The organism is Alkalicoccus chagannorensis DSM 18086, assembly GCF_000429725.1.
In the GTDB taxonomy this organism is placed as follows: domain Bacteria; phylum Bacillota; class Bacilli; order Bacillales; family Salisediminibacteriaceae; genus Alkalicoccus; species Alkalicoccus chagannorensis.
The window spans coordinates 131,751-153,842 of record NZ_AUCK01000007.1 but is presented as its reverse complement, the minus strand read 5'-3'; the positions used below and the strand labels follow the sequence as shown (position 1 = coordinate 153,842).

Below are 22,092 nucleotides of genomic sequence, written 5' to 3'. Positions count from 1 at the left end.
GTAGAAGACATCCTATCCTATATAAAAGGAAGCCCCCTTAGGAGGCTTCCTTTTTTACGTATTTACGACGGTGCGTCGGCAATGATGACTTCCAGGCTGTCGTCGTCGACACCGGAGACGAACAGGATTTCCCAGGAACGCTCCGCTTCCCGGTAGGCGATGCGCGCCGGGGAGGCAATCGTGTCTTGTACGTAGCGCCGCACATCGCGGTCTTCCAGTGCCTCGTGCAGGGCACCGCTCCGGTCCAGCTCGGCACCGTCGACGTCCATGCTGTCGACGACATCGATTCGTCCAATCTCCGCCTGCAGCGGATAGGATTCTGCGGCGCCGTCATCGTACCAGAGCTGGACGTGGTCTCCGGTTGCTGCACCGCTCGTATCACCGGAGGCCCACACGGCGCCGTGACTGGCGGGGTCGTCCTCTCCGCTCTCTTCGACGACCAGCACCTGGTCCTCGTCTTCGTCCATCACGAATCCTTCGATATCCGGCGGCTCCTCTTCCTGATTGGTACAGGCGGCCAGCATCAGGGCGAGGCCGGCGATCAGCTTCTTCAAACAAAAACCTCCTCTTCCACTATCCCTGCGCCCGTAAGAGGCGCAGGCCGTTCAAAATTACCAGGATCGTACTGACTTCGTGCCCGATGACGCCGAGCGGCAGCGTGAGCTGTTGAAAAAAGTTGGCCGTGATCAACAGCGCGATGACGCTGACGGAGAAAATCAGGTTTTGGACAATAATCCGGTTCATGCGCCTCGACAGCGTCACGGCCAGGCTGATCTTCTGCAGGTCGTTTTTCATCAGGACCATGTCGGCTGTCTCCACGGCGACGTCCGTGCCGGAACCCATGGCAATGCCGATATCCGCCTTGGCGAGCGCCGGTGCATCGTTGACGCCGTCGCCGACCATGACGACCGAGCGGTACCGCTCCTTCAGCTTCCGCACTTCTTCCACCTTCTGTTCCGGAAGGCTCTCTGCCGACCAGGTGGTCACGCCGGCCTCTTCGGCCACGGCCTGGGCGGTAGCTTCCTGGTCGCCGGTGATCATCACGGTCTCGATCCCACTGTTGTTCAACTCTTCGATCATCTCCCGGATGCCGGGCCGCAGTTCATCTTTGATGGCGAATGCCCCGGCAAACTGCTCGTTCTCGGCGACACAGACGACTGTCTTCCCGGCCTGCTGCCAGCCGGTCTTGACCTCCTCCCATCCCTCACCCAACGGAGGGATGCCGAGGTGCCGCATGAAGGACAGGCTTCCGACAGCCCAGGTGGTGCTTCCTGCATACCCTTTGACCCCGAATCCGGTCATGTCTTCAATCTGGTCGAGCGGGTAGGCTGCGAGGTGCTGGCTGTCGCAGTAGGTGGTGATGGCCTGGGCGAGTGGATGGTTGGACTGCTGTTCGATGGCGCCTGCTGCGGCGAGCCAGTCGGGGCTGGTGCCGCTGCTGTACGTATCGGTGACGGCTGGTGTGCCTTTCGTGATGGTGCCGGTTTTGTCGAAGGCGATGACGTCGGCTTTGGAAAGCTGCTCCATGAAGATGCCGCCTTTTAAGAGCACGCCGCTCCGGGCGCCCGTGGAGACGGCGGAGAGCATGGCGGGCATGACGGAGGCGACGATCGCGCACGGGGATGCGACGACAAGCAGCACCATCGCGCGGTAAAACGTGTCCGTGAAGTTCCAGCCGAGCAGCCCATATGGGATCACGAACATGAGCGTGACGCCGATCAGGACGGTGATGACGTACGGTCCTTCGATGCGCTCGATCCAGCGCTGTGTTTCCGGCCGCTCGCTTTTGGCCTGCTGGACGAGGCTGATCATTTTCTGGAACATAGAATCTTCGTTGCGCTTCACGACTTCGACGGTGAGGGCGCCGCTTCCGTTCATGCTCCCGTTGAACAGGCTGCTGCCGGCGTGTTTTTCGACGGGGACCGCTTCCCCTGTGAGCGCGGATTCATCGACGCTGGAAGCACCTTCGAGGACGCGGCTGTCGACGGGAATGCGTTCATTCGGCTTAACGAGCACCCGGTCACCGGGCCGGACGGTGTCGATGGGAACCGCGCGCTGGGTTCCGTCGTCTCCGAGAAGGACGGCGGTATCGGGAGCCATCGAGATCAGGGCGGACAGGTCTTTCTCGCTTTTCTGCATGGTGTAGGTTTCCAGGGCGCCGCTGACAGCAAAAATGAAAATCAGGATCGCGCCCTCTTCCCAGTAGCCGATGGAGGCCGCTCCGACGGCCGCAAGCACCATGAGAATCTCGGCGTTGAGGCGGTGGTCTTCGACGAGATCCAAAAAGCCTTCCTTCGCTTTATAGTAGCCGCCTACCGAATAGGCGAGCAGAAAACAGGCGACGGCGGCGGCAGGGAGTTCCTGCCGTTCGAGCAGAAAACCGATGAACAAAAACATTCCACCTGCCGCGGCGGCAAGAATTTCTCTGTGCCGTCGCAGCGCTTCCCAGCGTGCAGGTTCCCGAAGCTGTCGCAGCACTTCTTCTGCCATAGACGCCGCCCCCCATATTGTTTTGTATCTCTTTCGTTCTATACCCTGTTTTCAGGAAAAAGAAGCGTGGATTCCTGAAGGGCGCGGCAGCGTCAACGAATGTGTATGGAGGTCCGGTGCTGTGCCTGCCGAGCAGGGCGAACGCGTCCGGGCTGGACGATGCATGCGTGTATGCACGCAGACGCCGTTCCTGCCTCCGCCAGAGCTGGTATTCCTGCCGTGGCAGCAGCCATGGGCGCTCGTTAGGTGGAATGCCGCCGTCTTCTTCCCACGATCTATTCTGCTTTCTTACGAACGGAAAACGCCTTCCTGGATGGAAGGCGTTTTCCGGTGATACGCATGCAGATGTTTGGATAGGGGGGGACGGTGCTGGGCCGCTCAGGCTTCTGGGAGGCCGCGGTCCGGCTCGCTGCGTGCGGCTCTTGCTTCGAGTTCACCTTGGACGAAGTTGTAAATGTCATCGTTTTCGGTGATCTGCAGGTAGCTGCGGGCCCCGTGGCCGTTTGGGTAAAAGTATATGTAATAGAGGGTCCGCCCTCCTTCTTCTACAGTGGATATCTCTACGTGAGCGCCTCCGCTCTGGATCAGCGAGGCCATATCTTCTCTATTCACCGGCGGACACTCTCCTTTTCTACGATTTCTCGACTGCGATCAGGCTGCGGACGGGTTCTGTCCAGCCTTCTCTGACTGCATGGACGACGGCTTCAGTCAGGTTCTCCGTGCCGGTGTCCAGCATCAGCCGTTCGCGGGCATACTGCAGCTTGCCCTGGGTGTAGCCGTACTTCTCTTTGATTGTCTGGCTCGTTTCTCCGTCCAGGAGATACTCGAGCAGCTGACGGGACGTCGGTTTCAACGTGGAGGGCAGGGCGGATTCCCGCAGACGGAAATGCCGGATGCCTTCCCCCGGTCCCTGAAATCGGTCGATCATCTCCGCCAGCTTGTAGGCGCCGCGTTCGCAGGCTCCTGCCGGGTAAGCAGCAGCCTGCTCCAGAATGCTTTGCGTATGATCCAGAAAATACGCCTTCCGGTATAATCCAAGCACATGGAACTGCAGCAGCGGGAGGCACGATTCAAACGACGCTTCCGGCACGAGGACGATCAGAGAGGACAGCTGTGCCGGATCCATGCTGCGCAGCCGCGCGGCACCATCACCCGGACCATCCACAAACAAAAACACCACATCAAACGACTTCCACTCCGACAAATATCCATCCAGTGTTCCCGACGTCACCTGCACACCCTCCAGGTCAAACACCTCGGCATGTACACTGTTGTCCAGAACAATATATGCTTTCTTCACTACTTCAGCCTCCTGTTATGTGCCGGCACCAGAACGAGGATGTTCTTGGTCCCTTTGACATATATAACGCTGACGAGCCCTTTTTTGTTACACGAAAGAACATTTTTGCTACTTTGTCACTATTCTTGATGACTTTCAGCTCATTTTACTTGTCCGTTGACAAAAAATAACAGCATTATGTCCTCTGATGATTTCCTCCCCCACCGTCTGCCGGCTTTTCCTCCTCCAACTTCAGCGGGACGTGGATGTTCCACGTTCAGCATAAATCTGATTTAATTATATACGATTTGTTCATCCATAATCAAAACTTTCATCCTGCTTTCCTTCCATTTAGATAAAAGCCATCTTTTCAAAGCTAGTTTTCTTTTTCCTTCACAGACATTACCCAATTATTGGACACGCCCAGCTGCTTTTATACCCTAGGAGGTTCCGGATCCACAGCGGGCACCATGGCGCCGGTCCGTCCGCCGGCGGCTACGTTTGAAAGAAGCCAGGAAAAGGAATAAGGCCCTCAGCTGGTAAATTCACTACGAGGAGCTGATGAAGATGAATCAACAGGAACTGAAGTCGCGTATTGAAGAGATTATCGCGGACAACCACGTGGGCATTCTGTCGACGGTGGAGAACAACAAGCCGTACGGGCGCTACATGACGTTTTTCAATAAGGACATGACGCTGTATACGCCCACGAGCCGGGAGACGCACAAGAAAGAGGAGATTGATAAGAACGGCCATGTGCACGTGCTGCTCGGGTATCAGGGGCAGGGCATCGGCGATGAGTATGTCGAGGTGACGGGCTATGCGCGTATCCGGGAGGACCGGGAGATCATTGATGAGCTGTGGAATGAGGAGCTCGACAAGTGGTTTGACGGCAAGGATGATCCGGTGCTCGTTTTCCTCGAGATCAAGCCGGATTCGATCCGTCTCATGAACAGCAAGGGCGATACGCCGCAGACGCTGGATCTGTAAGAGAAACGGACGCCGCACTGAGACAGGCCCCGGTGCGGCGTTTTTTTCCATGATAAAAAAATACGTTCTCCTGCAGGGGGACGACGGCTTCGACCGGCGGGGTTTTCTTTTCTCCCGATAAGGGAACAGAGAGATAGTTGATTCGAGGAGGCTGTATGTTGTATTACTTGCATCGCTACATAGGTTTAGACGAAGAAATCCTGCGGCATTCGGGTACGTGGCGGCCGAAACTGTTTGCGACAGAAAGCGAAGCGGCGGCTTTCGCCCGCTGCCTCAACCATTCCACCATCCAGCGACGGCAGTGGGACGTGCAATGTGAAGAGCGAATAGAGAACAGCCGCACCGGTTCATGAATCGGTGCGGCTGTTTCCTTGTATGAAAACTTATACACTCCTATTAAAGCACGTCTGTTGATGACCCATTTATTAGGGACATGGGTATTGGGTGCAGCGGCTGCGGTTTTTTCTTCGCCTGCTGGGGAGAAAGCTTTCAGCTTTGTTTTTCCACAGGCGTCTCGAAAGAATACCTTGCACTGCGACAGGCTACGATCACAAGGAAGGATGCAGCATCCTCCTTCCAACGAAAGGCTCGTTTTTCCTAAATGAAAGGCTATGTTATCGTTCGTTGTTGATTTCATCCGCTTTCGACGGGCGCTTGTTCAGGGGCTTGCCCTCCACTATCCTCCGCGAAGCGAAGGAGGATGTGCGGACTGTGCTCCCGCGGTTACTCGTCGCAAAAAACCTCGCTGATCCCTTGAGCGCCGACACCTATCGCTGCTTTCATCAAATAACAACATCAAGCTTTAACAGCGCTAAATGAAAAAAAAGCGGCGCGCAGCCGGCGACTCCGGGAGGATCAGGACGATTCGAAGATCCGGCTGCCGGAGGCAGACTAGCTGAGAGAGTCCCCTCCGGAAAGCGCCCGGCGGAAGCAGAGCGTCTCTCCGTATTCCAACGAAGAAGCTCTTTCTGTTGTTTTATAGAAAAAACAATTACTATTGGATGTTGGTTAATCAACAGAAGTGCCATTAAAGTACAAAAGAAGAGGTTTCTTTTGTGCTGTCTTCCTGATACACACACGTGAAACGTTCGCAGACGAGCCGCATGTCCGGGGAGAACGAGCGGCCGATTGCCGGGAGTTCTTCGCGGAAAAAGGCTTCGTGGGCCCGCCACCACTCGTCATAATCCCCTTCTCCTTCGGCCAGCGCGAACGCCTCACTCACTTCGTTCATCGGCACGATGTCCACGGAGGTGACCTGGATGACAGCGGCAGGGGCTTCCCTGCTGTCGAGGACGATATCGTATTCTCCTGCCTGCGGAAGTGCTTCGTTCTCCATTTCGTAGAAGGCCAGTCCGGAACACGTGGCTGTTTTTTTTCCTGTTACCACGAGATCAGCCAGCCAGTCGGCCTCTACCCCGAACATGAACGCTTCCCGGTAACCAGGGTCTTTCCCGCGTTCTCGGCAGAAACGCTGCCAGAATGCCTCGATGTCGTTCTTCATGCTACCACTCCCTTTTCGTTTGTTCCGCTTTGCCATAGTACCATGCTTCCGCATTATCAAAGAAGACGCGTTCGGCTTCGGGCTCTTGGAGACACTCCTGGATCAGTCGGGCATCCTCCATCCGGAACGCCCGCTGCGCACGGGTAGCCGGCAGGTCGGTGCCGAACATCAAGGCCTCGGGATTCACGTCGTAAATGGCACGCACTGCCTCGGCCGGATCCATCTCGACCCGGCCGAAACCGGATGCTTTCACACGCAGGCCACGGTCGACGAGCCGCAGCAGATGCGGCAGCCCTTCTTCGGTGAGACCGAGGTGATCGATGGAGACAGCCGGCAGGGATCGCAGCAGCCCCTCTACTTCCGGTATGTCGGCTGCATTCATGTAAATTTCCATGGGCCAGCCTGTCAGGTCATACACGCGCTGCCCGAGCTCTACGTAGTCTTCGAGCCGGTGGTCGACTCGGCGGCGCAGATTCACACGGATGGCCCGGATGCGGCGATCATGCAGCCGCAGCACCTCTGCGTCCTTGGTGTCCACCGGCAGCTGCGTGACGCCGCAGAAGCCGGGACCGAGACTGTCCAATGCTTTGTCAAAATACGTCTGGTCAAATCCCTGAAACGATCCGCTGACCACCGCTCCGCCGCAGACCTGCAGACCGAGGACATCCTGCCGGTAATCCGCAGCCTTGTACGTGGGCGGTGTGTAATCGACTTCGGTATCAAGCGGAAATTCGTCATCAATGATGTGCAGATGGGCATCGAATACTTTCACCGCAGCAGCCTCCTTTCGTATGTTTCACGTGAAACGTTGCTTGTCTGCCTCTGTTTCCCTGTACCCGTTCCCAGCGATTCCCATGCAGCAGCAAAGCGGCGGCTGGGTGGTTGTTTCTGTCTACTATTTCTTTCGACACCCTCATTAGTTGTGAAATAGGAGATCCTGTGCGAAAATACAAGTATCTGCGCTTCACTATGGTGAAGCGTTACCGTAAAAGCAGCATGACCTTGAGCCTGATGCCGTCGAGCCTCGTCCTCTTTTTCCCTGTTTCAAAGAATGAATGCGTTCCCACTATAGGAGGTTTCTATTTTGACAAAACATATCCCAGCGCACCTGCGCCAGTATACCGTCCAGCAGAATTACGCGAGCTACACTCCCATCAACCATGCCGTCTGGCGCTATGTCATGAGGCAGAATCATGAAACGATGAAAGACTTGGCCCACGAAGCCTATACCGACGGCCTGAAGGCATCCGGCATTTCGATTGAACAGATTCCGGATGTCGCCGAAATGAACGAAAAGCTCGGCCGTTTCGGTCTCGGGGCAGCTACCATCGACGGGTTCATCCCGGGCGTGGCCTTTTTCGATTTTCAGTCCCACGGCATTCTCCCGGTCGTCGCAGAGATCCGCAAACTGGAAAACATCCAGTATACGCCGGCGCCGGATATGATCCACGAAGCTGCCGGCCATGCGCCGATCCTTGCTGATGAAACGTACGCAGCCTACGTGCGCCGCTTCGGCGAGATCGGGAAAAAGGCCATCGCGACGAAGGAAGAGCACGACGTGTTTGAAGCGGTCCGCACGTACTCCAACCTTCTGGAAAAAGGCGGAGCGACGGAAGAACAGCTGGAAACCGCGAAGCAGCAGATCGCGGAAAAGGAAGCGCTCGTCACCGGAGAGTCCGAAGCGGAGCTGATCGGACGACTCTACTGGTGGACGGTTGAATACGGGTTGATCGGTACGGTCGACAACCCGAAAATCTACGGTGCCGGCCTGCTTTCCTCCGTCGAAGAAGGCGGCAATATTTTGAGTCCGGACGTGAAAAAAGTGCCGTATGACATGGAACAGGCCGTGCGCACGACGTTTGATATTACGAAGCCGCAGCCGCAGCTGTTCGTCTGCCAGTCATTTGAGGAACTGATGGATGGACTCGAAGCCTTTGCGGAAACGATGGCCTTCCGCCGCGGCGGGACGGAAAGTGTCGATAAAGCCGTCGCTTCGGGAAGCACAGCGACGATCGAATTGTCTTCCGGGCTGCAGCTGACGAGCACGTGGGATGCCGGCCGGCGGAATGACGACGGTCTGCTGTATTACTTGCAGGCATCCTCGCCGACGGCGCTCGCCTTTGGCGATGTGCAGCTGCCGGATCACGGACGCGACGTGCATGCCGATGGGTACGGGACGCCGATCGGGCTGCTCGAAGACGGACGCGCCCTGGAGACGCTGAAGCAGGACGAGCTCGCAAACCTTGGCGTGACAGAAGGCCAGGAAACGACGCTGACGTTCGTGTCCGGCGTGAAAGTAGACGGACGAGTTGAGCAGGTGCACTACGAGGACGGGCTACCGGTCCTCGTCCGCTGGAGCAAAGCGACCGTCACAGACGGAGAAGCGCGCCTCTTTGAACCGTCGTGGGGCATGTACGACATGGCCGTCGGCACTGGGGTCACGTCGGTGTCTGCCGGCGCTGCAGACAGCGAAGCGTTCTTCGGAAGCGACGCTCCGGCCGGCTCGAGCCTGAATCATGAACAGGAGGAAACCGAGCTCGACGCACTCTATGGCGAGGTCCGCAGCATCCGGGAACATGGTCCGGCAGACGCCGTGGATCAGCTGCAGGCCGTTCATCAGGCGCTGCAGGAGCATCCTGCGGACTGGCTCCTGCGTCTCGAGATCGTAGAAATCCTCGAAGAATTAGATCAGCCGGGAGGGCTCCTGGCGAAGGTGCAGGCAGAGCTCGTGCAGCTGCAGGAGACCCGTCCCGAGCTGGAGAAACTGATCACGAACGGCCTGCAGGTCGCCGCAAAAGCACCGCTGCGGATGCAGTAGCAAGAGAGCAAAAGTATCTTTTCGTCGGAACGGCGTGCGCCGCAGGTTCTTTAAGGGAAGCATGGATTTTCCCTGCTTCCCGAGCAGCCGGCTCCCTGTATGAAACGTTTCCTATACGAGAACAAAGGCTGCCTCCATGAGATGGGGGCAGCCTTTTCGCTTCGTGTCGGATTCATGCAGGAGGAGAGGATCGTTCCTTTTTCAAAAGCAGGGCAGAAACGAGTCGCTTCGCTGACCATTTGCGCCACTTCGACCCGTCAGGCGGGCGGCCTGACGGTGCAGGCAGGTCGCCTGCCTGGAAATTTGGGCCACGCCGGCTTTTTTGAGCCACTTCGCCGCCCATTTGCGCTGCTTCCACCGGCCATCGTGACACTTGCGCCGGAAATGGCGCCACCTCGTTTCCCCTCGGCATGCTGTTCCGCCCTAAAGGATCCTGCCTTCTCTCAAAAAAACGCATACAGTCCGGCAAACATCGCGATAAGAAAAATCGCACGAAGCCAGATCAGCGTTTTACTCAGTCCGGCTCTTTCTTCTAAGTAATACAGGTAGTGAATCAGCATCGCAAAACCAACGGCCAACAAGGGCCGTGGCACCTGCGTCGGGGTCTGGATTTCTCGAGAATGTCAGCAGCCCCCAGGCGATGCTGAGCAAGCCGAGCATTCCTATAGGCATATGGATGTACATCAGAGCTGTTTCTTTCTTCATGGTATCCCTCTCTTTCCTGCCCTATTGATCAGAACGACAGGCAACGTCGCTGAAAATTGGTTTAAGGGAAGAACCGGTGCTTCGTTGCGCTCCGAGCGCCTCCGCCAAATTCAGGACGGCCCGTCCCTTTCTTTCCGCGCCGCGTCTTCGTCCCGCGCTCGGCAGATGTCGTCAAAGTAGGCCGTATAAGCCGAGTCGCCGCTGTAGGTGATCATCAAATAGTCGATCGCGCGCGTCATGCCGATGTAGAAGAGCGCGGCTTCCCGCGCTTCGTCTTCTTCGAGGGCAAACGGCAGGTGCTCGGCGCTGATAATGAATACAGCCTGAAAATCGAGGCCTTTGCTGCTGTCGATCGTCGACAGCTTCACCGTCCCATTATGCTTCACATAGTCCCGTTTCGCGGCCGGCGTTTCCGTTATCCACGTGAACGGAATCTCCTCCTGTTCCAGCGCACGGCGCATCCTCTGGACGATATCCGCCCGATGCGTCCGCTTCACCCGGTACAGAATCAGCATCTCTTCGTACGGCACCTGCTTTTCCTCGTGCAGCTTGCGGATCGTTTTTGCGGTGAGCTGGACTTCTTCCCGCAGGCCGGACGCCCGGTGCAGCACCGGCTCCGGGCCGCGCCGCTTCGTGCTCTGCGGCGGAATGATCTCCTGCCCGTCCAGTTCCCCCTGCACGACTTTGCCGCCGCCGGCATGCCGCTGGAAAAAATCCCACGCAAAGCGGACAATGTGTTCGGTGTTCCGGTAATTGATCTGCAGTACTTTGGAACGCCCGCGGAAGTCGAGGCCCGTCTGCTTCAAGTAGCTGCCGCCTCTGCGGTAAATGCTCTGGGCGCGGTCCTCGACGAGAAGCATCGACGGCTCCTCTCCCCGGAGCAAGTGCCGGATGAGCGTCAGCCATTCCGGCTTGAAGTCCTGCCCTTCGTCAATCAGCACGGCGTCGTACTGTGGCAGCAGCGCCTCGCCCTGTTCCAGCTTCTCAAGCACCTGGGGAAGCGCGTGCTCTGAAAGATGCAGGTCCTGCTTCAACCACTCATGGAAATTACGGATCGTCATGCCCTGCATCCGCTCCTCTGCGGTCGTGGCCGTATCCAGCAGATCGAGCGGCTCTTCCATCTTGGCGCGGATCATCTCTTTTAACGACCGGGAGAGCGAAATGTTGTAGCAGAGCACCAGCACCTTCCATTCCGGATGTTCCTGCCGGATCAGGCGTGCCCGGCTGGCAAGAATGAGCGTTTTTCCGCTGCCGGCTGTCCCCCGGATCAGCCGGTTGCTGCCGCCGAGCTGCTTTGCGAGCTTTTCCTGATGCAGGTCCATCGCCTTCAGGTCGTGCATCGACAGCAGCAGCTGATCCTGGTACGGGGCCGGCTGTCTGAATTCGCCGCTGATACGGAATTCTGGAAATAGATGGTAACGGATCGCGTTGATCTGGTCGACGCTCAACGGGTCGCGCAGGCGGAACTGCACCGTAAACATCTGCAGCAGTTTTTCGATGAGGATGCCCGCATCAAACGCATCTTTCTCCGGATCAATCTCCTCTCTCGTCAGCAGAAAGGACGGCTCGATCACATTGTAAATGTCGTGTTCCACACACTGTTCCTGCGACAGCCGGGTGAAGACCGTTCCGTAGCCGCATGGAAAAGTGAGCCGGCCGGCGTAGTCCCCCGTCTGGTGTACGAGCAGGTGCTCTTTTTTCAGCAGGTCCTGCAGGTGAAACATGTAGCCGCGCGCCTGCTTTAAAGGAGAAGGCACGGTTTTAAGGCCGCTGCCGCCCGGCTGAATGATCCACTCATCCCGGTTCAGCTGATGCAGCGTCTGCAGGGTGTAGTCTTTGACTTCAAGCACGACGATCCCGAGCATCGGGCCGATGATCAGAAAATCCGGCCGCCTCCCGTGAATGGAAGGTTCGAAGTAGACGATGTAATCGTCATCGAGGTAGTGCTTCAGCGTCTCAAACAACAGCCGTTCTCCCTTGGTCGCGGTGCGCCGGATGCTTTCTGGAACAGTCACTGCCATGGTTACTTCCTCCCTGCGGTTAACGTTGGCCCTATTGTACCACGTGAACGCAGATACAGGAGAGAGGGAGGATATCTTTATCTGTTTAAGGTGTGTTATAATGGAAAAAATAGCTAGATGCAGGAAGGGGCCCGCTGATGAAACGACTCGTTCTCCTGCTCCTGCTCTTCCTCGGCGCTGCCGGATGCACAGCAGAAGACCCCGGCCTCCCGGTCTCCGCGCTCGATTACGTCCTGCAGGAGCTGATGGAAACGGATGCCGCTTTGAATGAGAGCATGGAATACATCGCCGTCGACGTGAGCGGCACGAACCTGCAGGAAACGGAACTCCTCTCTGCCTCGTTGGAAGAGAACTGGGAGACCGACACGTTCTTCTCCTCGCTGGACGAGCTGCAGGAGAACGCCGAAGCGGAAGCTGAAAGGGAAGGCGACTTAACCGGCGTCTCGCTCGCAGTGACCGACATTACCTATGAAGGGGACAACACCTGGCTCATCGATACGGTCAAACACCGATCCCGGGACGGCGCTGTCGGCATCGCATACACCATTGAAGAAGACGGCGGCTCGTGGATTATCGTCGACGAACAGCTGCTCTGGGTGGCGTGAAGATCGTCGTGAACGGATCTGCCGCCGTCTACCTGTGACGCCTTATCTTTTCTTATGAAATCAAAAAAGAAGCCGCTCCGGAAAACAGGTGCGGCTTCTTTTCTTTGAGCGCAGAGGCTCCGGCTGCGGCGGAAAGCACGTCGCCTGCAGGGACCCAGGTAAGCGCGCGGCGGACGGGGCGATCTCTTTGTCGACGCTGACCGTCTGTTTTATCTGCTTCTCCACCAAATGGAAAGCGGCAGTGGAGGTACCCTCTGCTCACCTATATACTTGAATCGGCACCCCTTTGCGGCGCTACATGCCTGCTGCCCGGCCCCAGCTGTTGTCGTCCCGGGCGGGTGGGTCGTATGCTTCCGGCTCATCTTCTGGAGGAGCTGCATCCACCTGGTAGTGGGCCACCATCTCCTGCAGGGCTTCTGCCAGCTGCGCAAGCTCCTGGGTCGCGGAGGTGACTTCCTCCATCGACGCGAGCTGTTCTTCCGACGCCGCCGAGACGCTTTCGGTACTCTCGGCGCTCCGCCGGGAAATCGACTCCACTTCTTCAATAGCTTCTGCGACCTCCCTCGAGCTGGCAGCAATCCGGTCGGAAAGCGAAGACACCTGGTCGATCTCCGACACTGTGTCTGAGACGGAATGCTGGATGGAGCTGAACAGCTCTCCGGAGGTGTGGACGGCTTCGATGCCCGCTTTGACGGTGCGGTCCACTTCTGCATTGGAGGCGGAGGCTTCTTTCGCTTTCGTCTGAATCGTCTCGATGATCGAGGTGATCTGCTCGGCGTTCTTCGACGACTGCTCTGCCAGCCGGCGTACTTCTTCAGCTACGACGGCGAAACCGCGTCCGTGTTCGCCGGCACGTGCCGCTTCAATGGCTGCGTTGAGCGCAAGCAGGTTCGTCTGATCGGCAATGTCCGTGATGACCCCCACAATCTTGCCAATTTCTCCGGAATGACGGTCCAGCTCCTCCATCGAGGTGCTGAGCGTTTCCACGGACTCGTTCACGCGCGACATCTGCTCGACGGTCTGCTGAATCGAGGCAGCCCCTTCATTCGACTTGCCGGCGGCATCCTGCGCCTGCTCGGCTGACGCTCCCGCGCTGTTGGAAATCGTCTGAATCTGCTCGGCCATGTCCTGAAGCGTCTGACGGAACTGCTGTACCTGCTGCACCTGCTTGTCAGCTCCTTCGGCGATCTCCTGAATTGCTTCAGTCGTGTGCTCCGTGCCGCGGGACGTCTCTTCTGCGCTGGCGGTCAGCTCTTCCGATGAGCTGCCGAGCTGTTCAGAGGACTGCCGCACGGAGGTAATGACTTTCCCGAACTGATTGACCATGTCGTTGAACACGCGGCTGACCATGCCGATCTCATCGTTCGACGTCACCGGCGCCCGGACCGTGAGATCTCCCTGCTGAACCTGCAGCGCTGCCGCTTCAAACGCGAGCAGCGGACGGGTGATGCGGCGGACGATGAACGCTCCGACTAACAGCCCCAGTACAACCGAGGCCACCACGACGATCCCGGTCACGAGCAGAATGTCCTGGCCGGCTGCACGGATCTCGTTCTCACTCACGACGGCCCCAACTGTCCAGCCGGAACCTTCTTCAGTATGATACACCGTCTGCACCGGCTCCCCTGCCGCATCTTCATAGCTGAACTGACCGGTTTCTCCGGTGAACTCGCCGGTCCATCCGCTGTCGATCGGTTCCCCCGCTTCATACTGCGGATGCACGACTGGCACTGCGTTCTCATCGAGCACATAGATGTAGCCTTCCTCCCCAATCGAGAGCGCTCCCATCATGTCCTGCAGCTCGGTCAAATTCGTCTGCAGGCCGACGACTCCGAGTCCATCCTCGACGGCTTTGGCGAATGTCACGACCATGCTCTGTGTAGCATTGGAGATATACGGTTCGGTTATAAACACGTCGTCTGGATTTTCCATGGCACCTTCGTACCAAGGGCGAGTGCGCGGATCAAAATCATCGTCTTCCGGTCCTGGGTTCGGTTCCCTAAGCATTTCGCCATCTTCTTCCACCCCGAGGTATGCATAGTCCAGTTCGGTATGATTTCCCTGGTAGTCTGCCAGTCTGTCCCGGATCTCATCTGATTCCCAGCCTTCATAAAGATCCTCTGAAAGGAGCGTCGAGAGAAAATCGACATCAGCTGCTTTTCCGTTCAACAGCTCCGTCACATAGGCAGCTGCAATCCCGGCGCTCTCCCCTGCATCTTCGACCATCTGCTCCTCCAGCCCCTGCTGCGAACTGGCGTAGGAAATACCTCCGATGACGACCGCCGGTATCAATACCAGCAGGGCCATTGTTCCTAACAATTTTGTACGTATGGATGACCGGCGTGCTTCTGCGTCAGCTGCTTTCTGATTCTCTCGACTCATGTGAAACCCTCCCTCAGAGTATAGTTCCATTCTAGTGAGTATATAGTTTTATGATACACGATGCTTTTATTGAATAAAAGCATCCTAAATACCCACACAACGAAAGTCAGGATGTTTGCCTAGACAAAAGGTAGAGACATCCATGGGATAAGAATGGAAAGGTAGTTCTATAGTTTTAGTATAAAGGAGGAGTTCTCTTTTGTGAACAACTGAGCATGATTGTTCACGAAACCGCCACGTTTTCTTTCGTCCTTTCGACTCAGCTCTTCCGGCGGCGTATGCCGTCATCTGTCCTGCGTGAGGGATGCCGGTCCAGCGGGAGTTCCCGCGACCTCCCGCTGGACCGGCAAAAACGAGTCGCTTCGCTGCTTTTTTGCGACGCTTCCCCCTTTCAGGCGGGCGGCCTGAGGGGGCGGCCGGGTCGCTTTGCCGATTTTTTGCGCCACGCCGGCATTTTTGAGCCACTTCGCCGCACGATTGGGCCGCTCTGCTTTCGGATTGTGACGCTTTCTAGAAAAATGACGCCAGGCTCTCCTCGCCCAGAATGCTATCCTCTGAACAGCGGCAGCAGCTCCCGGAAATCATCGACGGTAACGTCGGCCTGCGCCATCTCCACTTCCTGCGCGTAGGTGAAGCGGCAGCCGACGGCCTTCAGCCCGTTCTGCTGACCGGCCTGAATGTCCGAGAGGCGGTCGCCGACCATCGCGCCGGACGTGATGCCATGGGTGTCGATCACGTGGCAGACGAGATCGGTTTTGTCGCCTGATACCAAGTGATCGATGCTGTAGATTCCCTCGAACAAACCGTCGAGCCGCTCCTGTGCGGCAACTGCCTGCAGGTAATCGGTCCGTCCGTTGCTCGCCGCAAACAGCGTGAAGCCTTCCTGCTTTAACGCACGGAGCACGTCCCGCACGTGCGGGTACAGCGCGCCGTCCCCGGCCTGGATCCGCTGTACGAGCGCTTTCTGAAACAAGCCGTCCATCTCCTCGTGCACGTCGTCCGGATGATCGGGCAGAAGCGTCTGCCAAACTTCCGGCAGCGGCTTCCCCATCATCTGCTGGTACGTATCCACCGGCGCCGGCCCGGTCCAGTCCCTGCGCTCGCGAAGGGTCGTAAACGTGTGCTCCAATGCCGGGGCAAGAATCCGGTCTGTCTGAAATAACGTTCCGTCCACGTCAAAAATCAGTGCGTTCACTGCCATCATCCTCTCTGCTGTTTCCGCATCATCGATCTACCTGTATCCTAGCACAGCACGATCGTTTACAATATAAGGAATACATAGAGCCAAAGGAGTGTTTGCATGAAACAGCCCACCCTCCCGACTTGTGACGCCTGCCAGAACACGCTGTCTTGGAAGCAGTCGCTAAACGTCATGAGAGCCATCCATTCCGAAACAGCCTGCCCGCACTGCGGGGAAAACCAGCATCTCGTGACAAGCTGGATCGGCTACGTCCTTATTTTCCTTTTCGGCTCAGTCCTCCCGTTAACACTCGCGCTTCTCACCGATCTGACCTGGACGGCGTTCCTGCTGTACTACGCTGTGGCCGTGCCGGGCCTGCTTCTGCTGCTGCCGCTTTTCAGCCGGCTCGCTTCGAAGGACCCGGCCGCTCTCTGAATGGGGTATTCCACAGGCTCGAAATCAAGAGGGGGCTCTACGCTTTTCATGAAAAGCCGGGGCAGGAGCTGGGCACGGCGTCGTTCCCGGCATCATCGTCGGGTTGATTTGTTCATGGTAGGAAAAGCAGCATCAGGAGAGCAAAGAAATATAAGAACGTCTTGCTGCCTTAGAGAACAGGAATCATTTCTTAGAGAGCCGTCTTTTGGTCGGACCGTGTGCCGTGTCGCCGCAGGTTTATAGGGATTTGTTCCCGGGCAGCGTACAGAGCCGTCCCCTCCCTTGATGAGAGCGTAAGTATGTCCAGCCGAATAAGCAGAACGAGCCGTAGATCCTGGATAAGAGAGCTGCGGCTCGTTTTTTATGCAGCGGGGTAGTGCCGGCTGATTCCTGCGACCGCCGTAAGGACAATTCACTAATTTTTTGTGCAGTCGTTTAATTTCTATAGGGAAGAGGAATAAGCGTCAATAATCGCGAATCATGGCGCCGGGTCTCGCTCCGAGCGGAGGCTGGGACTGGAACGTGTTCCTGTGGAGGAAGGCGTTGCGGACCATGTGAATGAATACACCTGCGCATGCGCAGACATCATGAAGGAACGTGCTCGTAAGGAGGTGAGGTCATGAATTACTCTCATGCGGAACTCATAGCAAGGTTAAAGGAATATGTCTCGTACGAAAAAAAAGGCGGGCTGCCGATCATCAATAAAAACATCCCGTTTCAGGAAGATGCGGGCGGGCTCGATCCGAGGGTGAGGCATTTTCTCTCCACAGAGGTCAACCCGGTGGAAAGGCGACCGCTCGATATCGGTGATCTGGATGCGATCCGGGACCGGGTGGAAGTCCACAATTACGATATCAGCTCGGGCATCCGTTCGCAGAAACGAACGATCACCGTGAAAGAGGATGCATTGACGCTGCATATCTATAACCAGACGGAGGAAGCCAAGCCGGTACTGATGTATATTCACGGCGGTGGTTTCTTCGAACGGGATATGGACGTCATGGAGAATGTATGTAAGTATTTAGCGCAGGAGGCAGAGGCCGTCGTGATTGCCGTAGAGTACCGGCTTGCACCGGAGTATCCGTACCGTCATGGCCTGGATGACTGCCTGGATGCGGTGCAGCACATTTACGAACATGCCGATGCGTTGAAGATCGACCCGAATGCCATGGGGCTCGTCGGAGACAGTGTCGGGGCGAATCTGGCACTCGGCGTGCATCATCTCAGTCTGGCACAGCCGTGGGATATCAAGTATATCGGCCTGCTGTGCCCGTTGGTCGATTTGTCGGATGTAGCACGGGATTCCTGGAGTATCGACAAATACAACCTCACCAAAGACGATGCCCTGATTCGCCAGGAGCTTACGACCATGCAGGAATCGCTGATCTTCATTCAGACGCTGTATCTGACCAATTTAGAAGATGTGCTCCTCCCTCTCGTTTCGCCGCTGCTGCGGAAGGACAAAACGAAGCTGCCTCCCATTTCCATAGCCACGAGCGAGTTTGACTTCCTCCGCATCCAAGCAGAGGATTTTTCCGAGCAGGCTGCAGCCGCAGGCGTTTCGGTCCAGCACTTCAACTACAAAGGCATGGATCACGCCTTTGTCCGCAAGCTCGGCTATTATCCGCAGGCTGCCGATGCCATACAGGAAATTTCCGCCCACTTCCAGGACGTGCTGCAGCAGGGCAGGACGCCTTCTTAGCAGCCCTATTCCGCAGACAGGACCGCCTTCCCTCATCGAGGAGGCGGTCCTGTTATATCGGCGAAGCCGCGCAGGTGGCTCCTTCTTCTTCCAGCTGGATCGTGCAGTGGGTGAACCGCATCGTCTCGCGGAGGTAGTGCTCGGCTTCCATTCGAACCTCGTCGCGGCTGCGCCGGTGAGCTGCTTCCAGGACGAGGTGGGCGGTGAAGCTGTCGGATCCGGAGTTAATCGTCCAGGCGTGGATGGCATGCACATTGATGACGCCTTCTATGGCAAGAAGCTGCTGCTCCACTTCCTGAAGGTCGATGTGGGGAGGCGTTCCCTCCAGGAGCACGTGCACGCTCTCTTGAAGCAGTCGAAAGCCGGTCCAGCCGATGAGCAGGGCGATTAGGACGCTTAACAGCGGGTCGGCGGTGTACCAGCCGGTGAGGTAGATGATGAGGCCTCCGGTCACCGCGGCGACGGAGCCGAGGGTGTCGCTTAAGACGTGCAGGTAGGCGCCCCGCATGTTGAGGCTGTGCTTGACGTCGCCGCGCATGAGGACGTACATGGCGCCGAGGTTGATCAGCAGGCCGATGAACGCGAAGATCATCATGGTGCCGCCCATGACCTCTTCCGGGGATGCGAGGCGAAGCAGGGCTTCGCGCATCACGAGCACGGCAATGACCAGCAGGGCCGCGCTGTTCACGAGCGCGGCGAGAATCTCGTAGCGCTGGCTGCCGAACGTGCGTGTCCAAGTGGCCGCCCGGCCGGCCAGGACGATCGCGACGAGGCTGAGGAGCAGGTTGGCGAAGTCGTTCACCATGTGAAACGCATCGGCAAGGAGCGCGAGACTGCCCGTCCAGAGGGCGCCGAAGAACTGGATCACCATCCAGCTGCCGATGAGGATCATCGCGGCTTTTAAATTACGCTTATTCGCTTCGATGCTGAAATGATGGTCCATGGCGACGCTCCTCTCTTCTTCTCACTCGTGCAAATAATCGTACATTTGCTGGTCGAGCTTTTGCTCTAATAAAAAGTTCATCGTGACAACGGGGATCGTCTCTTCTCCCGGCATCGTCGTATCCACGACGGATTGCTTGTCTGGGAGCAGTGCCCCCATATAGTAGAAGTCGCGCCCTTCATCATCGTTCTTTTTTACAAATAGATGCAAGTCGATATCCCGTTCCGGCGCCTCGATGATCTCTTTCACTTCGGCTGAGGCCGTCGTTCGTCGACTTCGGGTATACCAGTGGAAGACTTCTGGGTTCAAAAATCGATCGTCATAATCGACGCTCTCTGCGACTTCATGCTTCTCGTACGTCGTGAAAATCGGGCAGCTGCCGTGCTTCGTTTTGTAGCCATAAATCGTCGCTTGTTCATTGTTGTCCCAGTTCAGCAGGCGGCACGCATCTTTGCGCGTGTACTTCTCGAAGCGGGTAAACGGGACTTGCTGATCGTAGCGCTCCCCGCGGCGCCGTGCCGTCCGAAGAACGTCCTCCGCAAGCTTCATAAAATCAGGGTGCTTCCGTCGTTCTTTCATCATGTCGGTAAGCTCATAGCGACCTTGGTGAAACGTCAGTAGCGGAGTGTCGCCATACTTCTCTCGCTCCTTCTCGACGAAAAACGCCAGCGTCAGCACCCGCCGTACGGATCGTCGTACGGCATCGTGATGCGGGAGTCCTTCTTCTTGAAGCTGCTCGATGAAAGCGGCTTCGGTGACTTCCCCGTTGGCTAGCAGCATCTCCAGCAGAACGATCTCCTGCAGACGCTTGCCGGAAAGAAGTTCTTGCGTCAATAGTCGTAAGACGTATGCATCCTGTCCATCAAGCGCTGGCGCCTCTTCGCGCATCGCTTCTAAAAAGAGGCCGTAGTGCGCTTTTTTGGAGGCAATCACGACCGGATCGAGCGAGTGATGATCGATAAAATCATACAAAAGCGGCGGACGGCCGATGCGATTTTTCACGTACCGATACGCTTCTTTGAGGGCTGGCAGATCGTTCATCTTCGCCGAATTGATCGAGCGATAAATCCGTTCTTTCGCGACCGCTTCGAAGTTGATCGTCGACGTGCCTTGCAAGTAGCTTTGATCAATCATCTTGCGCCGGACTTCTTCTTTGTTTTGCGAACGATCGCCCGAGAGCGCAATCGGAATGACATAGTTGGTGCTGTAGTTAGCGACGAAGTCAATCACCGTCACGAACGGCTTCTCGCGATGCTTTCGCAGGCCCCGCCCAAGCTGCTGCACGAAGACGATGCTCGAGGCTGTCGCGCGCAGCATCACAATCTGATTCAATGCAGGAATGTCGATGCCTTCGTTGAAAATATCGACCGTTACTAGATAGTCCAGCTCGCCTTGCTCGAGCCGCTCTACTTCCCGCTTTCGAACGTCCTGTGGGTCCTCGCCCGTCAATGCCTTTGTGCGAAAGCCACGTGCATTCAACGCTTCTGACAGTGCCTCGGCTTCCTTTTTGGAGCTGCAAAACATAAGGCCGCAAAGCCGTTCCCCGGCATGGCCATAATACGTCATTTTGTCGACGATGCGATCGACCCGTTCGTCGGAAATGAGTCGGGAGAACGTCGGGCGCTTGTTTTCCCCTTCCACTTCCAAATCGGTGACGCCGAAATAATGAAACGGGGCGAGCATGTCTTCTTCCAAGGCTTCTTGCAAGCGAATCTCGTAGGCCAAGTTGTAGTGAAACAATTGAAACAAATCGTAGCCATCCGTTCTCTCCGGGGTGGCGGTCATGCCGAGCAAAAACTGCGGATCAAAGTGGTCAAGCAGACGCTGATAGGTTGCCGCTCCCGCTCTGTGGCTTTCATCAATCAAGATGTAGTCGAACGTCTCAGGCTGAAACTGCTGCAGCGTATCGGGCTGCGTTAACGTTTGGACCGTCGCAAAGACGTACCGAGCGTCCGTTTCCCGCCTCGAGCCGGCAACGATACCGAAGTCGTCGTCCGCGCCGCCGAGCACGTCTTGGAACGCCTCCTTCGCCTTATGTAAAATCTGCTCGCGGTGCGCCGTGAACAACATTTTTCGGGGACGAAAACGACGAACGTCAAAAGCAGCCAAGTACGTCTTCCCTGTGCCCGTGGCAGAGATGACGAGCGCACGGTCTTCCATCCGATCTCGCACGCCGGTAATGCCTTGAAGCGCGGCTAGCTGCATGTTGTTCGGCTCGATCTGCACCGCTTTCTCTGGCGGATTCGTATCATAGGGGGCCGGCATTTCCGCAACACGGTCCTGCCAAAACGGCTTGTAATTCGCCGAGTAGGCAGCAATCCATGCGTCCGTCAGCGGCGTAGCTTTCTCCCACATGTCGTGAAACTGCTCCCGAAAGTGGTAGACGATTTCTCCGTTTTCGTGCGAGTTCAGTTTCACGTTCCACTCATAGTTCACTTTCAGTGCGCTCGCCGTCAAGTTGGAGCTGCCAATGATCATCGAATGATATTCGTCGTGTTCGAAGATGTATCCTTTCGAGTGGAAGGCCTCGATATCGGAAATGCGGACCTCGACGTTTTTAAGCTTTTGCAGCTCACGGAACACTTTCGGCTGGTTGAACTGCTGGTAGGTCGAGGTCAAAATGTTGCCGTGAACCCCTTGATGATGCAGGTCAAGCAGCTGAGACTTTAATGTGGCCAGTCCACTTTCTGTAATGAACGCCACGGAAAACAAGAACGAGCGTGAAGCCACGAGTTCGTCCACTAGGCTCGTCAAGACGTGCTGATTCGCTCGTTTGTCATTGATCAACAGTTCTGGCTTGAATCGGCTCGATTCCGTATGGTGCCGATCAATGAATCCTTTTTCTAACGAATGCTTCATTTGCCCGATAATCGATTCCATCCTACGCCCTCCTGTTCCTGCACTGCGGTTATTGACACATTTTAGCATACTTGCGTGTTCGGATGAGTCGGAGAATCGCTAGAAGACACTTCTACTACTCGGTAAAGAGCGCCGATTCTCACCATACAAGAAGCCCCCTGCCGAAATAGTCGACAGGAGGG

18 protein-coding genes are annotated in these 22,092 nt (G+C 56.7%); 7 read left to right on the top strand and 11 right to left on the bottom strand.

All coding sequences use genetic code 11. From position 1 onward, the window contains the following. Window positions 1-62 precede the first annotated feature (62 nt). From G477_RS0106415 to G477_RS0106395, 4 genes are all read right to left on the bottom strand, one after another. Window positions 63-554 carry a DUF3221 domain-containing protein gene (locus tag G477_RS0106415; RefSeq protein WP_026697237.1) on the bottom strand — a complete coding sequence of 164 codons (492 nt, stop codon included), beginning with the start codon at window positions 552-554 and terminating at the stop codon, window positions 63-65. 19 nt (window positions 555-573) lie between these two features. Further along, the gene (locus G477_RS0106410) at window positions 574-2,490 is read right to left on the bottom strand and encodes a heavy metal translocating P-type ATPase (RefSeq protein WP_026697236.1); all 1,917 of its coding nucleotides are present in this window, start codon (window positions 2,488-2,490) and stop codon (window positions 574-576) included. A 378-nt stretch (window positions 2,491-2,868) separates the two neighbouring features. After that, window positions 2,869-3,102 (bottom strand): hypothetical protein, encoded by a 234-nt coding sequence (locus G477_RS0106400; RefSeq protein ID WP_026697234.1) that lies wholly within the window; start codon window positions 3,100-3,102, stop codon window positions 2,869-2,871. A gap of 19 nt (window positions 3,103-3,121) precedes the next feature. After that, the gene (locus G477_RS0106395; RefSeq protein ID WP_026697233.1) at window positions 3,122-3,790 is read right to left on the bottom strand and encodes a hypothetical protein; all 669 of its coding nucleotides are present in this window, start codon (window positions 3,788-3,790) and stop codon (window positions 3,122-3,124) included. Between the two features lie 546 nt (window positions 3,791-4,336). On the opposite strand from G477_RS0106395, the gene G477_RS0106390 reads away from it, so the two are divergent. Both G477_RS0106390 and G477_RS0106385 read left to right on the top strand, forming a co-directional pair. Beyond that, window positions 4,337-4,759 carry a pyridoxamine 5'-phosphate oxidase family protein gene (locus G477_RS0106390; protein ID WP_026697232.1) on the top strand — a complete coding sequence of 141 codons (423 nt, stop codon included), beginning with the start codon at window positions 4,337-4,339 and terminating at the stop codon, window positions 4,757-4,759. Between the two features lie 158 nt (window positions 4,760-4,917). Next, the gene (locus tag G477_RS0106385; protein ID WP_026697231.1) at window positions 4,918-5,112 is read left to right on the top strand and encodes a hypothetical protein; all 195 of its coding nucleotides are present in this window, start codon (window positions 4,918-4,920) and stop codon (window positions 5,110-5,112) included. A gap of 674 nt (window positions 5,113-5,786) precedes the next feature. Here the strand turns inward: G477_RS0106385 and G477_RS18915 are convergent. Beyond that, window positions 5,787-6,260 (bottom strand): ASCH domain-containing protein, encoded by a 474-nt coding sequence (locus G477_RS18915; RefSeq protein WP_051287742.1) that lies wholly within the window; start codon window positions 6,258-6,260, stop codon window positions 5,787-5,789. A gap of 1 nt (window position 6,261) precedes the next feature. After that, window positions 6,262-7,032, bottom strand: a complete 771-nt coding sequence (locus tag G477_RS0106375; RefSeq protein ID WP_026697230.1) for an amidohydrolase family protein — start codon at window positions 7,030-7,032, stop codon at window positions 6,262-6,264. 309 nt (window positions 7,033-7,341) lie between these two features. On the opposite strand from G477_RS0106375, the gene G477_RS0106370 reads away from it, so the two are divergent. After that, the gene (locus G477_RS0106370) at window positions 7,342-9,078 is read left to right on the top strand and encodes an aromatic amino acid hydroxylase (RefSeq protein ID WP_156897301.1); all 1,737 of its coding nucleotides are present in this window, start codon (window positions 7,342-7,344) and stop codon (window positions 9,076-9,078) included. 99 nt (window positions 9,079-9,177) lie between these two features. Next, window positions 9,178-9,618 carry a hypothetical protein gene (locus G477_RS21160; RefSeq protein ID WP_156897300.1) on the top strand — a complete coding sequence of 147 codons (441 nt, stop codon included), beginning with the start codon at window positions 9,178-9,180 and terminating at the stop codon, window positions 9,616-9,618. A 275-nt stretch (window positions 9,619-9,893) separates the two neighbouring features. Here the strand turns inward: G477_RS21160 and G477_RS0106360 are convergent, their stop codons facing one another. Further along, window positions 9,894-11,804, bottom strand: a complete 1,911-nt coding sequence (locus G477_RS0106360) for a 3'-5' exonuclease (RefSeq protein WP_026697228.1) — start codon at window positions 11,802-11,804, stop codon at window positions 9,894-9,896. Between the two features lie 137 nt (window positions 11,805-11,941). On the opposite strand from G477_RS0106360, the gene G477_RS0106355 reads away from it, so the two are divergent. Then, on the top strand, window positions 11,942-12,409 hold the full coding sequence (locus G477_RS0106355) for a hypothetical protein (protein ID WP_026697227.1): 468 nt from the start codon (window positions 11,942-11,944) through the stop codon (window positions 12,407-12,409). A 294-nt stretch (window positions 12,410-12,703) separates the two neighbouring features. Here the strand turns inward: G477_RS0106355 and G477_RS0106350 are convergent, their stop codons facing one another. Together G477_RS0106350 and G477_RS0106345 are read right to left on the bottom strand one after the other, a co-directional pair. Next, the gene (locus G477_RS0106350) at window positions 12,704-14,791 is read right to left on the bottom strand and encodes a methyl-accepting chemotaxis protein (RefSeq protein WP_026697226.1); all 2,088 of its coding nucleotides are present in this window, start codon (window positions 14,789-14,791) and stop codon (window positions 12,704-12,706) included. A gap of 547 nt (window positions 14,792-15,338) precedes the next feature. Next, window positions 15,339-15,986: an HAD family hydrolase gene (locus tag G477_RS0106345; protein ID WP_245575412.1), complete on the bottom strand. Its 648-nt coding sequence runs from the start codon at window positions 15,984-15,986 to the stop codon at window positions 15,339-15,341. A gap of 105 nt (window positions 15,987-16,091) precedes the next feature. Between G477_RS0106345 and G477_RS18910 the strand changes: the two genes are divergently transcribed. Both G477_RS18910 and G477_RS18905 read left to right on the top strand, forming a co-directional pair. Continuing rightward, window positions 16,092-16,406 (top strand): TIGR04104 family putative zinc finger protein, encoded by a 315-nt coding sequence (locus G477_RS18910; RefSeq protein ID WP_035211393.1) that lies wholly within the window; start codon window positions 16,092-16,094, stop codon window positions 16,404-16,406. A gap of 619 nt (window positions 16,407-17,025) precedes the next feature. Next, window positions 17,026-18,108 (top strand): alpha/beta hydrolase, encoded by a 1,083-nt coding sequence (locus G477_RS18905; RefSeq protein WP_051287740.1) that lies wholly within the window; start codon window positions 17,026-17,028, stop codon window positions 18,106-18,108. A gap of 52 nt (window positions 18,109-18,160) precedes the next feature. On the opposite strand, the gene G477_RS18900 is transcribed toward G477_RS18905, so the two are convergent. Continuing rightward, complete coding sequence (locus G477_RS18900) at window positions 18,161-19,051, bottom strand: cation diffusion facilitator family transporter (RefSeq protein ID WP_035211391.1); 891 nt, start codon at window positions 19,049-19,051, stop codon at window positions 18,161-18,163. Window positions 19,052-19,072: 21 nt separating this feature from the next. After that, window positions 19,073-21,931: a DEAD/DEAH box helicase gene (locus G477_RS0106325; protein WP_026697224.1), complete on the bottom strand. Its 2,859-nt coding sequence runs from the start codon at window positions 21,929-21,931 to the stop codon at window positions 19,073-19,075. Window positions 21,932-22,092: the final 161 nt, after the last annotated feature.